We start from the raw sequence: 20,241 nt of genomic DNA, 5'->3' as shown, positions 1-20,241 counted from the left end.
CGCGACCTGCCGGTCGACGTGGTCCACCTTAGGGCGTCTCGGGTTCCGTTTCCACTTCCGCAGGGGCCGATTGCTCGCGCAGGCCGGGCGTGCGGTGATGGTCCTGCACCTTTTCCTTGTACTTGGTGAGTTGTCGTTCCAGTTTGTGCAATACGGTATCGACGGCCGTCATCAGGTCGGCCGACGTTTCATTCGCCAGAATATCGTGCTTGTGTTCGGCCGAAACGACCACGTCGACCTTGACCGCCTCTTTGTGCTCCAGGTCGACCGTCACGTCGATTGCCGTAAGTCGCTCGAAATAGCGGGGCAGCTTCTCGAACTTGGCGATCAACTTTGCGCGAGTCGCCTCGCTCAATTGCCCATGTCGCGCCGTGATGTTGATCTGCACCAACCATGCTCCTTCCCATACCGAGGCACAAGTACGTCTGACGCCGCCTCTGATTTCCGAAAGATAAACCAAATCGGGAGTAAACCGCGCATTCTAGCGAGGCGCGAATCGAGCGACAAACGCATTGCCCCACCGCAAATACTCCCGGCTCATCGCCTTATTGACGAGCCGCCCCCCCAAGAACTCCGGACGCTCCGACGGGCGTTGGCCCGGGGGCGCTTCTCTAGTTTACCTTTCTTCGCCAGGGCCGAAAGGGCCAAGCGAAAGGTCGAATCCGGAGAAAAAATCGCCGCCTTGAGAACATTTGCTTCTTTCGGCAGCGGAAGGCGCCTGCGCCAACGGCCCGAAACGCCTGCTGGCCCCGCCTCTCAGAAGTACAAGCAGGCCTTGCTAGCTGCCGGCCGGAGCAGGGGGCGCCTTGGGCACGATGTCCCCCGCCGCCAGCCGTTGCCGCCATTTCTGCACCTGCGACTGGCGCTCCGAGGCCGACCGTTCGGGACGATAGAAGTTGGCCGAACCGGTGATCTCCGTCAGATTTGTGATCCCCAAGACGCGGAAATCGAGATCTTCATGGTCGAGCAATTCGACCAACTCGCGGGCGGCCCCGCCTTGCAGTTGCTCGGTAGTGTAGCCGCAGAGCAAACGATAGAGCTGAGTCCCGTCGTCCGAGCGTTGTTTCTCGAAGATGGCTCGCACGAGTGCCGCCGTTTCTGGACCGCGCCCCAGACCATCGCGCAGGGCGGCGATGTTCGGTGGCCAGAACGATCGCTGCGTCGAATCGTTCAACGTGCCGACGAGCGTGCCGAACTCGTCGAGATAGCTGAGCGACCGCGCCGCCAGCGAAGCCACCTCCGGGCGACGATCGGCAGCCAGTTCTTTCAGATTGAGTACGATGTCACGATCGGCCTGGATATTGTCGCGCAGGGTCATCGCCGCGCGCTGATCGATGGGGCGCTCGTCGTCGATACCCGTCGTCCAGGCAGGGAACTCGGCCCCCGCTTCGGCTGCCAGAGAAGCCTGGCCCAGCAACACTTCTCGCGCGGGGGCGGTGAGTCTGGCCTCGACGCCACTGGCATCGCGCCAGGTGAGCTCGCCACTGGTGACGTAAAAATCGGCCTCGAGCGCCGCTGGGGCCGCCGACGGATCCGAGCCCAACTGGAGATGCGAACGCACCTCGATGGCCACCGTGGTTTCGGCCGGCCCGAACTCGAGCGTCGCCTGGCGATCTCCCACCGCGAGCATGAGCTTCATGTCGGCACGACCGGCGGACATGAGGATGACCCGACCGTACTTGATCGCGATGCCGGGCATGCGCGTCGCCTCGTCGAGGCCCAGTTGAATGCAGGTCGGCCCGATCATCTGCACGTTCGCGCCCACCCCCAGGGTGAGCGTCGAGCGATAGGCGGGCAGCGTCAGCAGTTCATCGCCCGAGAAGAGGATGTCTGCCGCGGAGAGTTGTCCCCACAGGCGGCTTTGTGGGTGGCGGCGCAAGAGCACGTCGCGATTCGAGGCGACACGTCGGCCGATGCCATTTTGTCCGGCCGGCAGCGAGTTGGCCGGAGCACCTTCCTGCGGGGCCCTCTCCTCAAGCATTTCCTCTTCCGTCAATGGCGTCGTGGCGAGTGGATCCTCGCCACGCGGCGCACCTTCGACAGCGGCGTCGATCGTGGGCAAGCTCGACACCGGCGCCAGAGCATCGGGGACCTCCGACGGCGCGCGAGGCACGGCGTCGATCGGCATCAGTTCATCGGGAGATACAGGGGTCAACGCGGTATCGGCCGGCGACGGCGCCGCGTCGATCTCGGTCTCCGTTTCCATAATCTCGGCGGGAGGTTCGGGAGCGGCCAAAACACGTGCAGGGGGCGCAGGGGATAACTCGGCCGATGCGGCATCGCCGGCAGTAGCATCGACCGCTGCCGGTTCGACCACCGCGGGGGTCGGCGCCACAGGGTCCGTGGCTTCATCGTCCACGAACGCCGCTTGTGGCGCCGCGTCGTTCGAGGCAACGGTCGTCAGGCCCAAGGGACCAACCGCCTGATAAATCACCCAACTCAGCAACGCCACCAGCACCAACGCCGCCACGATCGGCAGGGCACGGCTCGACTTCGACGTCCTTTCGCGCAGATACTCGGGCACCTCTGGCTTGTGACGATTCGTGCGATCGGCCTCGACGACCACCGCTGCCAGCGATTCCTCAGGCGCGACGTCGAACGAGGCCTGTTCGGCCGCCATCGCTTCCTCGGCGGCGGTGGCCGAGGGGGGCACGGTGTCGCCGGTGATCTGGTACATCCGCTGGCGACTCTCGGGCAGCACTTCGGCCGGCGCGCCCAGCACGAGCGTCAGAATCTGATGCGACGCGGCCACTTCGGCCAGGTGCATGTCCGATTCGAGACAGATGCGCTCGAACTCTGGAATTCGCTCGGCGGCGAGCGTGTTGTCGAGATACTCGGCCACGGTGTTCGCATCGAGCGCCAGCCCACGGCCATTCACCTTGGGCGCCCCCAGGCGCAGTCGTCGCGTCACGTCGCGCACCCGGCTCACCAACTGCGAAGCAAAGTCGCTGTCGCTAACCTTCTTGCCGATGCTTTCCGCGTCGGCCGGTTCGAGCAGATCGTCGAGATAAGCCAGCAGGGTTCGTAGCGTCAGGCGCATCGTTCGCATCTCGCCAGGAATCGAGGATCGCGGTCGAACCGGCGGTTCGTCCGTCTACCCTTGTTGGTGGCGCGTCGCGAGGCCATCCGTACAAAATTCTTCCAGCAAGCAGTAAAAAACTGCGGTCGATACATTCCTGGCGGCGCCAGCACGACCCTGCTCGCATCGCGCAAGGTGTACGGCTACTCGCAGTTAAGAAAGAACCGCGAGCACGCTGGCAGCGCCCAACGTCTCAGCGGCGTGACGAGGGGGAGGATTTCGCCGGACGCGTCGTCCAGACGTACGCACCGATCGTCAGTGCGGCGAGGATCTGGAAGGCCCCGACCACCGACGGATGGAGCGAGGGCTGATAGGGCACGATGCGAATTCGATCGCGCCAGACGGCCTTTTGCCAACCTTGGGCGGTACGACGCCAGACGTGCGTGATCCGCGGTTGCTCGATTTTTGCCCCGGGAGATGACGCTGGTCCCCACGCGGCGGCAAACCAGCCGAGAACAAAGAGGAGCAGGGCAAGAGCGGCGGCACGTAACACGAGGTAACCCGATCTGGCGGCTTCCACTCCCCGGGTAGATCCGCGATCTATCGCCGGGGCGAACAATGCCAGTCAGTTACGCAACCCCGGGGCCAGTGGGGGGCGCGCCGCAGCGACCAGCACGCAGATCGCGGGCGTCAAAGAAGTTACGTACAGGGACCCATCCGCAGGTACCGCCCGGACGTTGCACTTTCGCCTCATTTCTCGCGGCGGCGCGCAGCAAAAACGCCACGTGTGGCCGGCGGTGAGCAAGCATCGGGCGAGGGGGACGATCGGCGTAAACCGCTACGCCCGTGACGATTTGGCGCGTGCATACTCGTGACCTAGTTTTCATCAGAGGCATGCCCCCGGGCCTTACGGGGGGAATGTAACTTCGCGGCCTCCGCACCGCGTCTCGCTTACTCTCAACGCCCTCACGACGGACTTGAACATCATGGCTAGCATCGAAGCGACGCAAGCGACCGATCTCGATCGAATCCTCGCGGCAGGACAACTACCCGCGCTTCCGCAGAGCGCGATCCGCATTCTCGAACTTTCGAAAGATCCCGACAATGGCCCCGCCGAGTTCGCGGTGCCGATCGAAGCCGATGCCGGCTTGACGGGCCAAGTGCTGCAGTTCGTCAACTCGTCCTACTTCGGCTTCTCGCGCGAGATCTCGAGCATCAAGCTGGCGATCACCCTGGTCGGCATCCGCACGATCAAGAACTTCACGCTGTGGAGCGCGGTGTTCAGCTTGATGCCGAATCCAAAGTGCGGTCCTCTCGATCTGAAGAGCCTGTGGCAGGATTCGCTACGCCGTGCGCTGGCCGCTCGCCAGATCGGCAAGCTGCTGGGCCTGAAGGATGCCGACGAGGCATTCGCCGCAGGCCTGCTGCAAGACATGGCGATTCCGCTGTTGGCCAAGGAGCTGCCCGAAACGTACGTCGAGCTGCTCAACGCCCGCGAACTGGGCAAGTATCGGTTGTCGGATCTCGAGCGCGAACGCTTTGGCTGGACGCACGCCGAAGCCGCGGCTCGCATGGGACGTCGCTGGGATCTGCCGAACGAATTGATCGAGCCGATTGCCGAGCACATCGACGCCGCGAAGATCGTCGGCGACACCACGAAGAGCGCGGGTACCCGTGCCGTCGCCCTCTCGGCCTTGCTGCCCGCCGCGATCGACGAATGCTGGGTTGAGTGCATGCAGTTCGAAGAGCTGTATCAGAGTGTCCGCGGCCATGGTCCGAGTGTGGCCGAGTTCCTGGCCAAGGTCGACGAAGAGTTCCTCGAGTTCGCCCCGGTGCTGCAGATGAGCGCCCCGGCCAAGTCGCTGGTCGACTGCTACCAGGAAGTGGCCGCCGCAACTTGAGATCAACTCGCTCGCGAGCCTCGATTTTCTATCGCGTCCGGCATGGCGAGTTCCGCCGTGCCGGACGTTTTGCTTGAGGGGCAGTCTTTTCGCGACCGCTACGCTTTACCCGACCTGAACCAGCCGCCCGCAAAGTTCGTATGGTGAGAACAACCGGCGAACTCTGCCAAAGGTGGCTCCGTGCCTCGGCCGAAGAAAGTGCGGGGCGAGCCCTCAGGCGGAACGACCATCGCACGATGCACGTGGCTGGGAAACGACACTTTGTTCCCCACTTGCGCCGTGTAAAATAGAGTAGTGCGATTGCGCACGAGTCTCTTCTGAATCGCGCGTCCGCACCGGAGCGCCGAGATCATGTCCCGCCAAAGTCGAGCGCGTATTACACGAGTTATCCAGGAAGCCGAGGGATACCTCGAGCTGGGTATGGCTCAGCATGCGCTCAACCTGCTCGAGCCGGTCACCGAGGCCGGGACCTTCCACGGTCACGTGCAGTACCTGCGCGGCGCCGCGCTCCGCGAGCTGAAACGCTACGCCGACGCCATCGCCCCCCTCGGCGAGGCGGGCGAGCTGAAGCCCAGCAATATCAATGTGTGGCTCGCGCTTGGCTGGTGCCAGAAGCGGCTAGGACGCCTGGACCTGGCGATCGAGGCGTTGGAACAGGCACGCGAGATTCGCCCCAACGAGGCGGTCGTCCATTACAATCTGGCCTGCTACTGGAGCCTGGCGCGGAACAAGGAACGAGCCCTCGATTGCTTGGCCCGCGCGCTCGACATCGATGCCGACTACCGCGACCTGATCGGCAACGAGCCCGACTTCGATCCGCTCCGTTCGGATCCCGATTTTCAGGCCCTCACGTCGATCATCGTCTAGCAGACCGGGGGAAGTATTCCTCGGCCTGCTAGGATCGCAGAATGCGATCTCAGTCGTCATTTTGCGAGCCGTGAGCAGCTTTGCTGAGAACTTGGCGAGGAGGCGCCAATGCATCCTCACGCGACCCGCGCCGAGCGTGTGGCACATCCCTGTCGCGCAACGACAAGAGGCCCGGGGGAGCGGACTTGTCAGCCAGTCATCAAGATTCGTCGCCGCGAAGTGCCCCGAAGGGGCAACCCAACATAGCCCCGGGCAAGGCCTGGCGAATCGGATCGCCTCTGAATCCTTCCATGAAAGCCCTGTAAGGGCGCAACAATCCTATTCCGCTCCGCGCAGCACGGATGATTTTCCCGTGATGCAGCGACGCCGCGCATTGATTCTCGCGCAACATCACCGCGCAAAACAAAACCCGGCGGCACGTGCGTGGATGCAGGTGCGCCGGGTTTCGATCTTCAGCTTGCGACGCGACTTCAACTGTCTTCGCGCCGGTCGCCGTCCTGACCTTTTTCCTGCTGATCGCCCTTATCACCCGGCCGATTCTGCTTGTCGTCTTCGCGTCGGCGACGGAACTCCTCGAAGGCCTGGCGAGCGGCCTGGCCTTCTTCCTCGCTCAGTTTGCCATCGCCATCTTTATCGAAGCGCTGCATGAACCGTGCGCGTCCGGACTCGCTGCCGCGCGGCGGACCACCGGCCCGATGGGGAGGTCCCTCGGGGCGGGGCCCATCTGCTGCGGCGCGGGGACCACGGCGGCGACGCTGATCGCCCCCCTTGTCACCGTCTTTCTTCTCTTTGTTCTTGTCATCCGTCTTGGCCTCGCCGTGGCCCTTATTTCCCTTGGAACGATTCTGCCAATGGGCGTGGAAGGCCTTGCGCGCCGCTTCCCGTTCTTCGTCGCTGATCTTGCCGTCGCCATCCTTGTCGATGCGGCGGAACATGGCCTGACGAAATTCTTCGCTGCGCGGAGCGTGGTGCCAGCGATGGTGCGGCGGTCCACCGGGGCCGCGGTGCGCGTGGTGCGAAACGGAACCACGATGATCTCGATGGGCGAACGCGTGATGCGGTCCGTGGCCGTGCGGCGGTCCAAAACGGTGGTGTCCACCGCGCTGCGCGAAGCCGTGGTGAGGACCGCGATGATGCGCACCTCCCCGCTGGGCAAACCCGTGCTCGCCGTGGCGATGATGGCCCGGTCCCGCGTGATGCCGGCCGCGCGGACCGTGATGCGCATGGTGCCGGTGCCGATCACCTCCATGCTTGTGATGGGCATGCTTGCCGCGCTTGCCATCCTTCTTGGCGTCGGCCGACTCTTCGAACTTCTTGCGGACGGCTGCCCATTCGGTATCGCTCAACTTGCCATCGCGGTCGCCGTCGAAACGGGCCAGCAGGATGTGGCGCAAGGGATCGCCCCCTGACCGATGCCCCGGCCCGGCATGGCGACCGTGTCCGCGATGGTGTGCGCCGTGATGATGGCTGCGGGCGTGCGACTTGCGGTGCTTTCCTTTCTTCTTCTCCTTCGCCTTTCCCTTGCTCTTTTCGCTTCGCTCCTGGCGTCCCTTGTCTTGGTCCTTTTCGCGAGCGGCGGGCTGGCCCTCATCCTTGGGCGAATCACCGTCGGCCCGTGCTGGCAGCGAGATGTTGGTAACCACCCCGATGGCCAACGCAAACATGGCGCAACGCAAGCGCATGACTACTACCTCCTGACGTCGTGCAATTTTGGCGAACGAGACGACTCTGTACCGAAAGCCCCTGCTTCAAATTGGCTTCCTGAGAATCAAACCCCGCCCGCTCGACAGGGTTCCGCCCAAGAGTACCGGCCGGCCAGCGGATCGGGCGGTGGCAACGCTGCGATAGCAGAACGAAACGCGCGCGGAGCCACCCCCTGGCCAGTTCAACAGACCATGTCCGGTCGACTCCGCGCCGTCTCGCCGAATCGCGACAAGTGCTGCTCGCCGCCCGACGGGGTGCGTCTCGCCGGGTTACTTGCCCGCCGTGCTTTCGACGTGAGGCAGCAGCAATTCAGGCCGTGCCGCCACGCGCAATTCCGCCAGGAAACGCTCGATCTTGCGATGCACGGGCGCCGACTGGTAGATCACCAGGGTACCGGCGTAAGAACGAATGCTCCCTTGGGCACCGTTTTCTTTCCAGGATTCCGGAGCGATGGTGGACGTGACCAGTTCGGTCATCGCCTGGTAATCCGGTTCGCCACTGACGTGCTGTTCCAGCAGATCGCCCAACGGATAAATTTTGGTGGCATGCGTCGCTTCCTCCGTCGTAACGACGATCAGTCCGTCGCGCGTCGTCCAGGTGGCGCCAAGTTCGTCGAGCATCAGGTCCAGAGCGAGATACAGCGGAACGTCGTGCAGATCTTGCGTCACCAGGCTTTCCGGCGATACGCCGATCTCTTCCAGTCCCTTCTTGTCGAACACGATCTGCGTTTTGTGCAAATCCTCCATGAACCGCAGTACGGACGACAGTTCTGTCTCCACGAATTCAACGGTCGTCGGCCTGTTGAGCTCTTGTTGAACGCGTTTCTCCGACTCCCGTGCGATTTCTGGTGCCTGGCCCGGCAGCAAACGATCGGTGGACCGGTGATCGCGCGCCACCGGCGTGGAAGCGGCCGACGTAGCCGCTTCTGGTTCGGCACCGAAGGGATCATTCTCTTCTTCCGATCGCAGTTCGTCCTTCGACCAGCGGACGAGACGTGCAGGCGATCGCTCGTCGTTCGGTTCGTGCCGGGCGTCGGCTTCGGCAGCCGGCGGCGCGTTTGCCCGCGCGGCATCGGAGCGCATCGCTTGCAGCAGGCTTACGCACTGGCGATGGATCTGATCCGTGGTCGAGACGACTAGCAGGCCGGCGTACGGCACGATCGAACTCGGGCCACCAACTTCGTCCCAGGTGCTCGGTGCGATGGTCTTCGTCAGCACCCTCACGAGCGGCTCGTAAGCGACCGTCCCGTCTGGTTGTTTCGCGACGAGGTCGCTCACCGGATAGAGTCGTGCGGTCAGGTGTTGCTCGGCTCGATCGTGGCTGGTAATCCGCAACACTCCGTTCTCGATAATCCAGGTGAGGTCGAGATCGTCCAACATCAGATTCAGCGCCGATTCGAGCGAGATGTTCTTGACTTTCAAGGTAATGGGGACGCCCCCGTCGCAGCCGGCCTCTTCGATTCCTCGCCGATCGAGCAGGATCTGAAGATGGTGATAGTCCGACAGGTAGGCGATCACGTCAGCCAACGGCACTTCGACCATGTCGATCATGGTCGGCGCCGTGAGCAATTGGCGGATTTCGTCCTCGTGCCGTCGATCGGGCGAATCGAGGTAAATCGAGATAGATCGCGGCGTAGGTTCCGCCGCAGGTGCGCAAGGCACCCACCAGCAAAGACTCGAGAGGGTGGCCAGAACGAGCGCAGCGCAAACGCGTGGCGTAGCCATAGCAAGATCTCCTTCGCAAATCGAGCGATCGCGGGGCGAAGCCAACGGCGCAAGGGATCGAACGAACCCTGAGTGGATGACGCGCCGCGGTGCCCCTTCGACCTGTTCCACCGGTGATGCTAGCGATCCGACTAGCGAATTGCACGCTTTTTCGGTCAAAAATATTGACCGGCGGGCGTTCGGCAGACTACTTGTCCGCCGTGGTCGTCCCAGTTTCACACTTGCGAGCGATTTGCCCCTTCGCAATCGTATTGCCACGCTGGGCCATGTTCGGCACAATCCGCCACCCTTGTTTGTTCGTGCGGGGTCCGGCGCTCGTTCACCTGCGTCCCATCACCCGGTAGTCGGACCAGTGCTCGTGAATGCGCCCCGCCATGTGCCGGTCCTGCTCGACGAGATCCTCGCGGCGCTCGATCCGCAGCCCGGGGGCGTGTTTGTCGATGGCACCCTGGGGGGGGGCGGCTACACGCGCGCCATCGCCGAGCGCGTCGGCAACAGGGGAGACGTGATCGCGCTGGATCGAGATCCCGCGGCGATCGCCGCGGCCGAAATCAACCTGAAGGGGCTGCCCGTCAAGCTCGTACAAAGCAACTTTTGCGATCTGCCCGAGGTACTCGATCAACTCGAGATCGCGACGGTCGATGGAGTGGTGTTGGACTTGGGACTTTCGAGCGACCAACTGGCCGACGTCGAACGGGGCTTCAGCTTCGATGCCACCGGTCCGCTCGACCTGCGCTTCGACCCCATGGAGGGGGAACCCGCCTCCCGACTGGTGAATCGCCTGAAGGCGGAGCACCTGGCCGATCTGATCTTTGCCTATGGCGAAGAGCGCTACAGCCGCCGCATCGCCCGGGCCATCGTGGCGCGTCGCGAGGAGCGGCCCATCGAAACGGCGCAGGATCTGGCCAGCATCGTGCGTCGCGCGGTGCCACGCACGCGCGACAGCGAACGAATCGATCCGGCCACGCGCACGTTTCAAGCGTTGCGGATCGCCGTCAACGAAGAACTGAAATCACTCGAGATCGCCCTGCGCAGAATTCCCGATCGCCTGCGCGCGGGAGGCAAGTTCGTGGTCGTCAGCTTTCACTCGCTGGAGGATCGGCGCGTGAAAGAGGCCTTCCGCAACGACCCGCGGCTGGAGATCGATTCGCGCCGGGCGGCGCAGGCCACGGAAGAGGAAATTCGTCGCAACCCCCGCTCGCGCAGCGCAAAACTGCGTGCGGCGCGCAGACGTTAACACGATGAAACCACAACGATCGTTCGATGCGAATACGTCCGAAGCAGACAGCTCCGCCCAACGCGGGCGTACGAGCCCGACCAACAGCCGCACGGATGCAGAAAGGCAGCCCGCCATGAACGAATCCCGCGCTGCGAAGGAACGCCCCAACCTGGGCAAGGAGATCAAGATCGGGGTCTCGGTAGTCGTGGTGCTGCTGGGCATCTTCGGCTACGTGATCTACTCGAAGTTCATCAAGCAGCCCGCCGCGCCGGCCGTGGCGGCCAAAGCGCCCGTGCCGGCCGAGGCCAAGCCGCGCGAGAAGCTCTCGAGCGGCCCCGCGCAGCCGACGGTCGTCTCGCCGCAACCCGGCACTTCCTCGCCGCCAAGCACCACCACGTCGAGTCGCACCAACCGCTCGTATCGTTCCGACCCGGCCTCGTCGGGGAATCTCTCGGTCCCCGCGTCCCCCGCCGGTGCGGCTTCCTCGTCGCCCCGTTCCTTGTCGCCCCCTCCTTCCTCGACGGCGAGCAGCGGTCGGGGCGAGCGTTACGGAGAACGGTCTTCTGCGGGTGGACCACCCAGTTACGGCTTCTCGGGCAATGACTCGGCGTCGACCGAAGGTGCTGCACGTCATACGACCATGCCGACCGATCCGTACGCCTATTCGGCGACACCGTCGACGGGCCCGTCGGACCCCTACGCGCTCGACGAACCGCAAGGCCCCGCGGCGAGTGCCTCCGCGGGACAAACGCCCTCACGTTTGACGCCGCAAGCGCCGGGCAGTTCGCCGTATGCCAGTCGCCCGAGCAGCATGCCGAGCGACCCCTACGCCCGCAGCACCAGTCGCGGTTCGGTGCAGCCTGCCGCGCCGCCGGTCGAGCAGCCGCCGGCCTCGCAGTATTCGAGCCCGCGTTCGTACGATATGTACGGTCGCGCGGCGAACGGCGCCATAACGCCGCCGCCGACGCCCGCTCCCACCGCGCCCAGCCGCTCTCAAGCGACGTCGGTCGCCTTCGGCAATATAGCGCCGCAGGGCGAAATCGAACGCGCCACCGATGAGTACCTCGTGCAGCCTAACGACAGCTACTGGAACATCTCGCAGAAGCTGTACGGCAACGGGGCCTACTTCAAGGCCCTCTTCGAGCACAATCGCAAAGAGATTCCGCGGGCCGATCAACTAAAGCCGGGCATGACCATTTCGGCCCCCACGACGGCGGCCTTGCGTCAAACGTATCCCGATCTCTGCCCGAGCGTCGAACATGCCACCGTGCAGGCGCAGTCCTCGATCGTGCGGACCAGCGGCTCGAGCATCAGCTCGGGCGCCCGCACCTACGTCGTCGAAGAGGGAGACACTCTGTTCGACATCGCGCGCTTCGAGTTGGGCCGCGCGTCGCGTTGGGCCGAGATCTACGACCTGAATCGCGACCAGATCGGCCAGAACGTCGACTACCTGCGGCCGGGGCTGGAACTGATGCTGCCGCCGGACGGCAACGACACCTCGTTCACTCGCCGACAGGAGCCGACGCGGCATCGCGAATAGTTCGCCAACGGCGACCTCAAGCAAAGCAAGGTACAGCGTGGCAATCAGCACAGGCTGGCAGCCTGTGCCAGTCTGACCATTCGCGCGGCATGCCGACGTAGGCTGCCTATCCGCGCGGTGGGTCGAGCGTCACCGTCACGGTGACTTCTTCCTTGCCGCGGCGGACTTTCACTGGCACCTTGTCCCCCGCCTTGTGCTTGCGCAGCGCGCTGTCGAAATCTTCCAGGTTGCCGACCTTGCTGTCGCCTACCTGGATGATGACGTCTCCCTCTTTGAGCCCCGCCTTTTCCGCGGGTCCGCCGGCCGTGACGCCCCCCAGGGCGTAGCCTTCTCCTTCGGTGGCGAAGTCCGGAATGCTGCCGAAGTAGGGACGATCTCCATCGCCGCCACCGCCTCCCATCGGATGCGCGGCGGCGGTCGCGGCCTGATAGGTCGGCGGCGCCGCGGCCTCGGCCAGCGCCACCGTCATGTCGCCGATCATCGACACCACACGCCGCATGCCGTCGAGATTGATCTTGTCGGCATCGTCGCTCGGCCGGTGATAGTCGCGGTGCGTGCCCGTGAAGAAGTGGAGCACGGGAATCTTCTTCAGATAAAACGACGTATGATCGCTGGGACCGCTGCCGCCAGCCTGCTTGGTCACGTCGAACTCGTACTTCGCGCCCAACTCGTCGACCAGAGCATTCAGCTCGGGCGCCGTGGCGGTCCCCTGAATGATCAGCTTTTCATCTTTGAGACGCCCGACCATGTCCATGTTCAACATGGCCACCGTCTTGTCGAGCGGCAGCACGGGATTGGCCACGTAGTGCGCGCTGCCGATCAGGCCACGCTCTTCGCCGGTGAAGGCCATGAAGGCGATCGTCCGCGGCAGTTTTCCCCCGCGCGAGGAGAGTTGCCGCGCTACTTCGACCAGGGCCGTCGTGCCCGAGGCATTGTCGTCCGCTCCGTTGTGAATCTCGTTGACGTCGGGTACGAACGAGCCTTCGCCGCCATAGCCGAGATGGTCGTAATGGGCGCCGATGACGATGATCTCATCGGCCAGCGGCCCTTCGCCCGGCAGCACGGCCAAGACGTTCTTCACCTCGACCTCCTGGCGGTCGACGTGGACGTCCCCCGCGACCGTCCAGCCGGTCAGCTCGCGACTTTGCGGCCTGGGCCCCTGGTCGATTCCCTTCTCGATCTCGGCGATCGATTTGCCGTAGATGGCTTTCACCGCCGGCTCGATCACGCCACGGCGGCAGTGGACGATCGGCATGGTGCGTCCCGTCTCGCCGGGCCCGGCCGAGTCGAACTTGAGGATCGGATCGAGCTCTTGCTCGAGCTTGGCGTTCTGCTGGCTGACTTCTTGGAGCAGCTCGTCCACCTTTTTGCGTTCGGCCACAACATCGGCCGGCGCGGCCTCTTCGATCTTGGACATCTCGTCAAAGGCGTCGGCCAGCTTTTCGATCGCCGCGAGCCACAGCTTGCGGCGCTGCGCCACGCGTTTTGAGATGTCGTAATCATCGGTCAGAAAGATGACGGCCGCCGCGCCATGGGCATAGGCGTTCGAGACCTTGCGGGCAAAGGGAGCATGCTCCGAGTGGCGCGTGCCATTGAACGCGCTGTGTGGATTGTCTTGCTGCGGCTCGCGTCGCAGAATCACCACGGCCTTGCCATTCACGTCCAGCCCGGCGTAATCGTCGTAGTTCGCCTCGGGGGCCGTAATGCCGTAGCCCACGAAGACGAGGGGCAGGTTGAACTCGCCACTGCCGCCGAGCGCGAGGGGGGTGAAATCGTCCCCCAGCTTGAGCTCGGTGCGGGGGTTATCGCCACCAGGAGCGGTGATGGCCAGCGTGTTCGGCTCGCCGAGCTTCGAGCCGGTCGTCATCTTGAAGTTCTGAAAGGCGTCGCCATCGCACAGGTCGACCTTGAGGCCCATCGATTTGAACTGTTCGGCCAGGTAGTCGGCCGCCTTGTTCAGCCCCTCGGTGCCGACGCCGCGCCCTTCGAGGTCGTCGGAGGCGAGATAGGAGACCGTGTCGCGCAGACGCGACTCGACGGCCGACGCATCCTCGGCCCTGACGCGACTCGGCGTCAACAACAGGGGAGCGATCAGCAGCAGCACGACCGTGGCAGGGCGAAGCCAGAGGAGGACAGACATCGGCGAAGTGCCTCGACGAAGGAGAGGTGTCGACTAGGGAAACTGCGAAAGGGGCGAAAACGCGCGGCCGTTGGCAGGAGGCTTATCGCGGACGGGCGGGGACCACGCGCAACCCTTGAAATTCTCGGCGCTTGGGCAGCGGACGTCAACCAGCAAACCGCTTTTGACACGTTTCGGCCGGGTCGCTATGCTCTGCGACCCTCACCTCTGGCCAGTACGAGGGGCGACCCCTCTGGGTTCTGTCGCTCGGCGTATGCTGGCCGTGAGCGGGGGCCCGCGCCCGGCCCGAACGGGGCGCACGTGCAGGGAGGCACGTTGGGTGCATGGAGGCACTAGATTGGTTTCCAATCGTAGCGTTTTGATCGTCGACCCCTCGGAAGAAAACCGCAGCGTCCTGAAAACGATCCTCGAGCATCGCGGCTTGCGCATCTTTGAAGCGAGCCGAGCCGACGAAGGTCTGGAAATGGCGCGCAGCCATCGTCCCGACCTGATCGTGGTCGATCTCGAGGTCTCGCCCGCCGAGGACGAAGCGGTATCGGCCGGTTACGAGGCCGAATCGCGCGAGAACCAGACGCAGTTGATCCTGTTGGGCAACGTGCGCCGGGCGCCCGCGACGGGCCCGCGCGACCGGTTCGTAAGCAAACCCTACCACTATGCTCCGCTCATTCGTAAAATCGAAAGCCTGCTGGAGTCGGCCGCCTAGAGGTCGCCCGACCTGCGCGTGGCGGATGCTGCGCGCGCCCCTCGAGCAGTTTCACTCCGGACGTAACTTTGCCGCTCGACCTTCGGCGGCCGCGAGCGCCGCGGCGGCAAGATACCGCGCTGGCGTCTGGAGACGGAGTGCGCCGTGCCGTCGCTGTTCGTCATCCGTGGCAACGACCAGGGAGTTCGTTTCGAACTCGATGCGGAGGCGTTGCACATCGGTCGCGACCCCAGCAACCCGGTGCAATTGCACGATACGGAAGTCTCGCGCCGCCACGCCGAGCTACGCCGCGAAGGTCGCTCCTACGCGCTGGTCGATCTGAGCAGCTCGAACGGGACCTTCATCAATGGCGAGCGCGTCGACCGGCGGACGCTATCGAGCGGCGATCAGATCCAGATCGGCTCGACCTTGCTCCTCTACACCGGCGCGACCGATGACTCGGGCGTGAATCTGCGCCGGACGATCGCTTTCGATTCTCCCCAGACGACCGACAGCTCGCGGATCGTGCGGTCGATGACGCAGGAGGAAGGGAGCCGGGTCTTCGAGCCGGGCTTCACGGGCGCCGAAAGTCCGTGGCTGGCGCGCGCCCGCAGCAACCTGCAGATCATGTATCGCACGGCGCTGGCCGTCAGCCACACGCTCGACATCGATCAGCTCTTGAGCCGCATCATGGAGCTGATCTTCGAATGGGTCGAAGCGGACCGCGGCTGCATCATGTTGATCGATCCGGTGTCGAAGCAGCTCGAACCCAAGGTCCGCCGCGACGCGCACGGTTCGAGCCCCGAGGCCAAGATCACCATCAGCCAGACGATTCTCGACTATGTGATCGAGCGGAACGAAGGGGTGCTCACCACGAACGCCCGCGAGGACAACCGCTGGAGCTCGGCGGCGAGCATTCTGCAGCAGGGCATTCGCGAGGCGATCTGCGTGCCGTTGCAGGCCCGTTACGACGTGGTCGGCTTGATTTACATCGACACGTTCACGCCGCCGGAACGCGCCATCCATCAGAAGGCGCCCAACAAGTTCAATGAAGAACATCTGAAGCTGATGATCGCCATCGCCCACCAGGCGGCGCTGGCGGTGGAAGACACGCGTTACTACTCGGCCATGGTGCAGGCCGAACGTCTGGCGGCGGTCGGGCAGACCATCGCCACCCTCTCGCATCACATCAAGAACATTCTGCAAGGTGTGCGCGGCGGCAGCTACCTGATCGAGATGGGGCTCTCCGATCACAAAGAGGAAATGGTCCGCAAGGGCTGGGATATCGTCGAGCGGAATCAGAAGAAGATCTCCGCGCTCGTGCTCGACATGCTCACCTTTAGCAAAGATCGCGAGCCGGAACTGGACGCCGCCAACCTGAACGAAACCGTCAGCGACGTCGTCGAGCTGATGCGCACGCGCGCGGGAGAATTGGGCGTCGACATCGATTACCGGCCCGCGCAGGACATGCCCGTCTTGACGTTCGACCCGGAGGGGATCCACCGCGCGGCGTTGAACATTGTGACGAACGCCATCGACGCCTGCGACAAGGAAGAACACGGGCGAGTGGCCGTCTCGACCGAGTACCTGCCGCAGAATCACCTCGCGCGCATCGTCGTCGAGGACAACGGCGCCGGCATCGCTCCCGAAGATGTGGAGAAGATCTTCACCCTGTTCGTCTCGCACAAGGGAGGCCGCGGCACCGGACTGGGGCTGCCCGTGAGCCAGAAGATCTTGAAGGAGCACGGCGGACAGATTCTGGTCGACAGCGAGTTGGGGAGGGGCAGCCGCTTCACGCTCGAGCTGCCCGCCATCCCTCCCGACACGCAACCGGGCAAGACGATCATCCCCGGTCAGACGATCTGCTGACGGCGGAGCGCCGCGTCACGCCTCGTACGAAGCATCGACGCCCACGAACGGGTTGTGGCGTTTCTCGTGGCCGATCGTCGTCGGTCCTCCGTGCCCCGGCAGGACCAGCGTGTCATCGGGCAGCGGGAAGAGCTTCTCGTGGATGCCCTCGCGCAATTGGGTAAAGCTGCCGTCGGGGAAATCGGTGCGGCCGATCCCCTCCCGAAATAGAACATCCCCTCCGAAGACGTAGCTCGGCTCGCTCCCGCGCCAGATGAAAACAATGTGTCCCGACGAGTGGCCGGGAATCTCGAACACCTCGAGCTCGAAACCGGCCGCGCGGTAGATGTCCCCCTCATCGAGCAGTACGTCTGCCGGGGGGCTGACGATGGCCATGCCGAACGGGGCCGAGAGATTGAGCACCGGATCGCTCAGCTTGGGCTCCTCGTGGCGGCCGATCACCAGGGGACAGTCGGGCCAGCGCTGTTTCATCGCGCCGTTGCCGGCGATGTGGTCGGCATGGCCATGCGTGTTCAGGATGGCGGCCGGCGTAAGTCCTTCCTGGTCGAGCAGTTCTAGGATCAATTCTGGCTGCAAGCCGGGGTCGATGACCAGGCAATCGTCGCGCCCTGCAAGCTGGGCAACATAGGTATTCTCACCGAAGGGTTCGGAGACGATCGTCCCCAATCGAAGCTCAAGGGGACTCACGTTTTGGGCTCCTGCGAATTCGACGGACTGGGTAGGTTGTGTGGCCACGCCGCGATACGCCGTCGATTCGGTTTCTGTGGATTGCACAAACGCCGACGCCCGCGACAGGCATTGTAAATTCCACCCTCCAGCAAGGCGATAGATACCAGGGAAAGCACACCAGTAAGGCGGCGCGCCACGGACTCTGTTGTGGGCGACAAACCGTCGCTACAGAAGCAGTTGCGCGTGGCAGGTAGTAGCAGTGGGTCCTCCTCGAGGCGTCGAGGCACGACAGTTGCTCTACCGCAAGGCTTGGCGCACGACGCGTCGACCTGCAACCCCGTTGCCCGCAGGGTGCCCGTCGCCACGGATCGGGTGCGTACGAACCAACGCTTCAGGAGGAAGCCGGATGATATCCTTCAAGCTAGGGCGATCGCTTTCGATCGCCGTGGCGGTCAGCGCATGCCTTGAGGCCTCGGCGATCGCCCAGACGAACGCCACTTCGGGGGCCGCGGCACTTCCTCCTCAACTTCGCAGCTCGCAACCACTGCCGACCGGTACAGGCGGTTATGTCGGCGGGGCGGGTCAGCAGCCCCGCAGCGTCCCGACGCCCCACCAGCAGTCGTTCCAGCAGCCAACGTATCAAGCGCCGGCGATGAGCCAGCCCGCCTACCGGTTGGCGCAACAGCCTGCCGCGCCGACGCAGACGGCCGCCACCGCGCCCATCAATCAGACCGCGGCGACTAGCACACCGGCCAACAGTGCGAGCATGGCGCCGGCCGGCACCTCATCAGCGGCCGTCAATCCGCGCGGATTGGATCTCAGCCCGCAACCGGGCGAGCATCCATTGATGCCCGCGCTGCGCTGGGCCAGCGGCGGCATGGATGATCTGCGTACGATCCAAGATTACTCTTGCACCTTCTACAAACGCGAACGCATCGACGGCGAGCTGGGCGAGTATCAGTCGATGTTCGTCAAGGTGCGCCACAATCCGTTCAGCGTGTACATGTTCTTCCTCGGTCCCGGTAAGCTGCGCGGCCAAGAGTGCATCTTCGTCCGCGGCCAGAACAACGGCAATCTGCTTGCTCACCCGACCGGGTTCCGCAAGACGGTGGTCGGCACGGTCTCCCTCGATCCGACGGGTATGATCGCCATGAGCGGCAACCGCTATCCGATCACGGAAGTGGGCGTGCTCAACCTGGTCGAGCGCCTGGTCGAGATCGGCGAGCGCGACACGCAATACGGCGAATGCGAGGTGCAGTTCTTCCAGGGCGCGAAGATCAACAACCGCGACTGCACCTGCATCCAGGTGATCCATCCCGTGCCGCGACGCAACTTCTTGTTCCACTTGGCGCGGATCTTCGTCGACACCGAGTTGAACATGCCGGTGCGATACGAGGCCTACGACTGGCCCGAGAAGCAGGGTGGTCCCCCAGTGCTGACCGAGGAATACACCTACTTGAACTTGAAGCTGAACAACGGCTTCACCGACGCCGACTTCAGCACGGACAACCCGTCGTATCAGTTCAAATAGGCGCGCCGTCCACCACACTTGCGACACTGGGTGGGGTTCTTGAGACCCTTTCACCTGCCGGGCCGCTTTGGCCGACAGCATCAACGCTCAGGGAGAGCGTCCGTCCTGTCGGCGGCATGAGGTGTTGCACGGACTTCAGACCGAGGCAGTGATCGCCATGCGCCGTTTGCTACGCATGGAGTCCTTAGAAAATCGTGCGCTCTTGAGCGGCGGATCCTTGGCGAGCTATCGCCTGGCGAGCGCCGTCCAAGGCGATGCGCCCGCCGCCACGGTCCAACCTCTTGTCGCGGAGCAACCCGCGCAGATCGGCAGCGTGGTAGTTCACCAGGCGGCTGCCGACTCCCTCTTCTCCACGGGGCTTGCTGCCGAGCTTCCCAGACAGCCTGAGCCGGAGTTATCCTCGCTCAACGCCCCTCTCCGTGTCGACCTGCCCCTCGCGGAACCGTCGAGCGTCGACTCGCCCGATTCGCCCGATTCGCGGATCTGGTGGCGTCACTTCTTTCTCGCTTCGACCGATACGCGCTGGGATTGGGTGGCACAGACACAATGGTACGTGCCCGCCGAAAACCTGCTGTCTTATTCCATGTCCTCCGATCTTGCCAACCCGACGGCGGTCGCCGACCAGACCTTGTGGAATATCGAGGCCTCGTCTGCTGGAATCATCACGGGAATGGCCGTCACCAGGCTTTCGTCTGACCCGATTCCGACGCAAAAGACCATGACGGGCTACATCTCGCCCGGCGGTCAGATTCGCATCGAGTTCACGAAAACCGGCGAGCCAGCGATTTCCGGTGTCGGGCAGATGCGTTATCGGGATCATGCCTGGCAAATGGAAATGCAGATGGCCTCGAGTGCCGATCAGATCCTCTCACACTGGGCCTATATGGTGCAGGCCACGGCCAACACCGTTCCACCCGAACCGCTCGATCCCCCGCCAGGCAGTTCCTTATCGGAAGATTGGCGCTGGCTGAAAGAGACACGCTGGGCGTTCGTCGATCGAGGACTGTTTGGCACCGAATCCGAGGTCGGACTCTTTGAGATTACCTCTTTCAAAAGTGGCTACTTCTGGGGTACCGGCACCGCGTATGGCTCGCAGCCGTTGAACGTCTTCGGTTCCGTCACCCCCGAGGGCAATCTGCTTTTACTCTTCTCGGTCAACGGCGCGGATGCCATCTCGCGCACTGGGTACATTCTCGATGGAGTCGGCGGCGCTACGATGAGCTTCCGCTCTTACGATGGTTCGAGCGGCATCGGCAGCGCGCGACTGATCGGTGGTTGATTCACGGGTTGCCCTTCGCGCACGGCGGGCAGAATCAGACCGCGTTGCGCCACGACACCTGGCGAGCGTGTCTTCGCTCGAGCAAGCGTGGCGGTGA

The 20,241-nt window shown here is 63.8% G+C and carries 16 protein-coding genes; 9 read left to right on the top strand and 7 right to left on the bottom strand.

Annotated features, from left to right (window positions below):
- Positions 1 to 28 precede the first annotated feature (28 nt).
- From raiA to KF708_12540, 3 genes are all read right to left on the bottom strand, one after another.
- Positions 29 to 388: a ribosome-associated translation inhibitor RaiA gene (raiA, locus tag KF708_12550; protein MBX3413512.1), complete on the bottom strand. Its 360-nt coding sequence runs from the start codon at positions 386 to 388 to the stop codon at positions 29 to 31.
- A 390-nt stretch (positions 389 to 778) separates the two neighbouring features.
- Positions 779 to 3,049 (bottom strand): hypothetical protein, encoded by a 2,271-nt coding sequence (locus tag KF708_12545; protein MBX3413511.1) that lies wholly within the window; start codon positions 3,047 to 3,049, stop codon positions 779 to 781.
- 223 nt (positions 3,050 to 3,272) lie between these two features.
- The gene (locus KF708_12540; protein ID MBX3413510.1) at positions 3,273 to 3,599 is read right to left on the bottom strand and encodes a hypothetical protein; all 327 of its coding nucleotides are present in this window, start codon (positions 3,597 to 3,599) and stop codon (positions 3,273 to 3,275) included.
- Between the two features lie 406 nt (positions 3,600 to 4,005).
- On the opposite strand from KF708_12540, the gene KF708_12535 reads away from it, so the two are divergent.
- On the top strand, positions 4,006 to 4,920 hold the full coding sequence (locus KF708_12535; protein MBX3413509.1) for an HDOD domain-containing protein: 915 nt from the start codon (positions 4,006 to 4,008) through the stop codon (positions 4,918 to 4,920).
- A 420-nt stretch (positions 4,921 to 5,340) separates the two neighbouring features.
- Positions 5,341 to 5,787 (top strand): tetratricopeptide repeat protein, encoded by a 447-nt coding sequence (locus tag KF708_12530; GenBank protein ID MBX3413508.1) that lies wholly within the window; start codon positions 5,341 to 5,343, stop codon positions 5,785 to 5,787.
- Positions 5,788 to 6,257: 470 nt separating this feature from the next.
- On the opposite strand, the gene KF708_12525 is transcribed toward KF708_12530, so the two are convergent.
- Positions 6,258 to 6,722: a hypothetical protein gene (locus KF708_12525; protein ID MBX3413507.1), complete on the bottom strand. Its 465-nt coding sequence runs from the start codon at positions 6,720 to 6,722 to the stop codon at positions 6,258 to 6,260.
- 96 nt (positions 6,723 to 6,818) lie between these two features.
- Here KF708_12525 and KF708_12520 point away from each other — a divergent pair, with 96 nt between their 5' ends.
- Positions 6,819 to 7,196 carry a hypothetical protein gene (locus KF708_12520; protein MBX3413506.1) on the top strand — a complete coding sequence of 126 codons (378 nt, stop codon included), beginning with the start codon at positions 6,819 to 6,821 and terminating at the stop codon, positions 7,194 to 7,196.
- A 564-nt stretch (positions 7,197 to 7,760) separates the two neighbouring features.
- On the opposite strand, the gene KF708_12515 is transcribed toward KF708_12520, so the two are convergent.
- The gene (locus KF708_12515) at positions 7,761 to 9,215 is read right to left on the bottom strand and encodes a hypothetical protein (protein ID MBX3413505.1); all 1,455 of its coding nucleotides are present in this window, start codon (positions 9,213 to 9,215) and stop codon (positions 7,761 to 7,763) included.
- A gap of 76 nt (positions 9,216 to 9,291) precedes the next feature.
- Here KF708_12515 and rsmH point away from each other — a divergent pair, with 76 nt between their 5' ends.
- The gene (gene rsmH / locus KF708_12510; protein ID MBX3413504.1) at positions 9,292 to 10,452 is read left to right on the top strand and encodes a 16S rRNA (cytosine(1402)-N(4))-methyltransferase RsmH; all 1,161 of its coding nucleotides are present in this window, start codon (positions 9,292 to 9,294) and stop codon (positions 10,450 to 10,452) included.
- A gap of 115 nt (positions 10,453 to 10,567) precedes the next feature.
- A complete protein-coding gene (locus tag KF708_12505; GenBank protein MBX3413503.1) occupies positions 10,568 to 11,974 on the top strand; it encodes a LysM peptidoglycan-binding domain-containing protein in 1,407 nt (468 codons plus the stop codon).
- A gap of 106 nt (positions 11,975 to 12,080) precedes the next feature.
- Here the strand turns inward: KF708_12505 and KF708_12500 are convergent, their stop codons facing one another.
- On the bottom strand, positions 12,081 to 14,114 hold the full coding sequence (locus KF708_12500; GenBank protein MBX3413502.1) for a M20/M25/M40 family metallo-hydrolase: 2,034 nt from the start codon (positions 14,112 to 14,114) through the stop codon (positions 12,081 to 12,083).
- Positions 14,115 to 14,451: 337 nt separating this feature from the next.
- Here KF708_12500 and KF708_12495 point away from each other — a divergent pair, with 337 nt between their 5' ends.
- Positions 14,452 to 14,817 (top strand): response regulator, encoded by a 366-nt coding sequence (locus tag KF708_12495; protein MBX3413501.1) that lies wholly within the window; start codon positions 14,452 to 14,454, stop codon positions 14,815 to 14,817.
- A gap of 144 nt (positions 14,818 to 14,961) precedes the next feature.
- Positions 14,962 to 16,665, top strand: a complete 1,704-nt coding sequence (locus tag KF708_12490; protein MBX3413500.1) for an FHA domain-containing protein — start codon at positions 14,962 to 14,964, stop codon at positions 16,663 to 16,665.
- Positions 16,666 to 16,680: 15 nt separating this feature from the next.
- On the opposite strand, the gene KF708_12485 is transcribed toward KF708_12490, so the two are convergent.
- Complete coding sequence (locus KF708_12485) at positions 16,681 to 17,352, bottom strand: MBL fold metallo-hydrolase (protein MBX3413499.1); 672 nt, start codon at positions 17,350 to 17,352, stop codon at positions 16,681 to 16,683.
- Between the two features lie 388 nt (positions 17,353 to 17,740).
- On the opposite strand from KF708_12485, the gene KF708_12480 reads away from it, so the two are divergent.
- Together KF708_12480 and KF708_12475 are read left to right on the top strand one after the other, a co-directional pair.
- A complete protein-coding gene (locus KF708_12480) occupies positions 17,741 to 18,865 on the top strand; it encodes a DUF1571 domain-containing protein (protein ID MBX3413498.1) in 1,125 nt (374 codons plus the stop codon).
- 157 nt (positions 18,866 to 19,022) lie between these two features.
- Positions 19,023 to 20,144: a hypothetical protein gene (locus KF708_12475; protein MBX3413497.1), complete on the top strand. Its 1,122-nt coding sequence runs from the start codon at positions 19,023 to 19,025 to the stop codon at positions 20,142 to 20,144.
- Positions 20,145 to 20,241: the final 97 nt, after the last annotated feature.

This window comes from Pirellulales bacterium, from assembly GCA_019636335.1.
GTDB lineage: Bacteria > Planctomycetota > Planctomycetia > Pirellulales > JAEUIK01 > JAHBXR01.
Note: the sequence above shows the minus strand (reverse complement) of the source record. Positions and strands in the feature narration are given on the sequence as shown.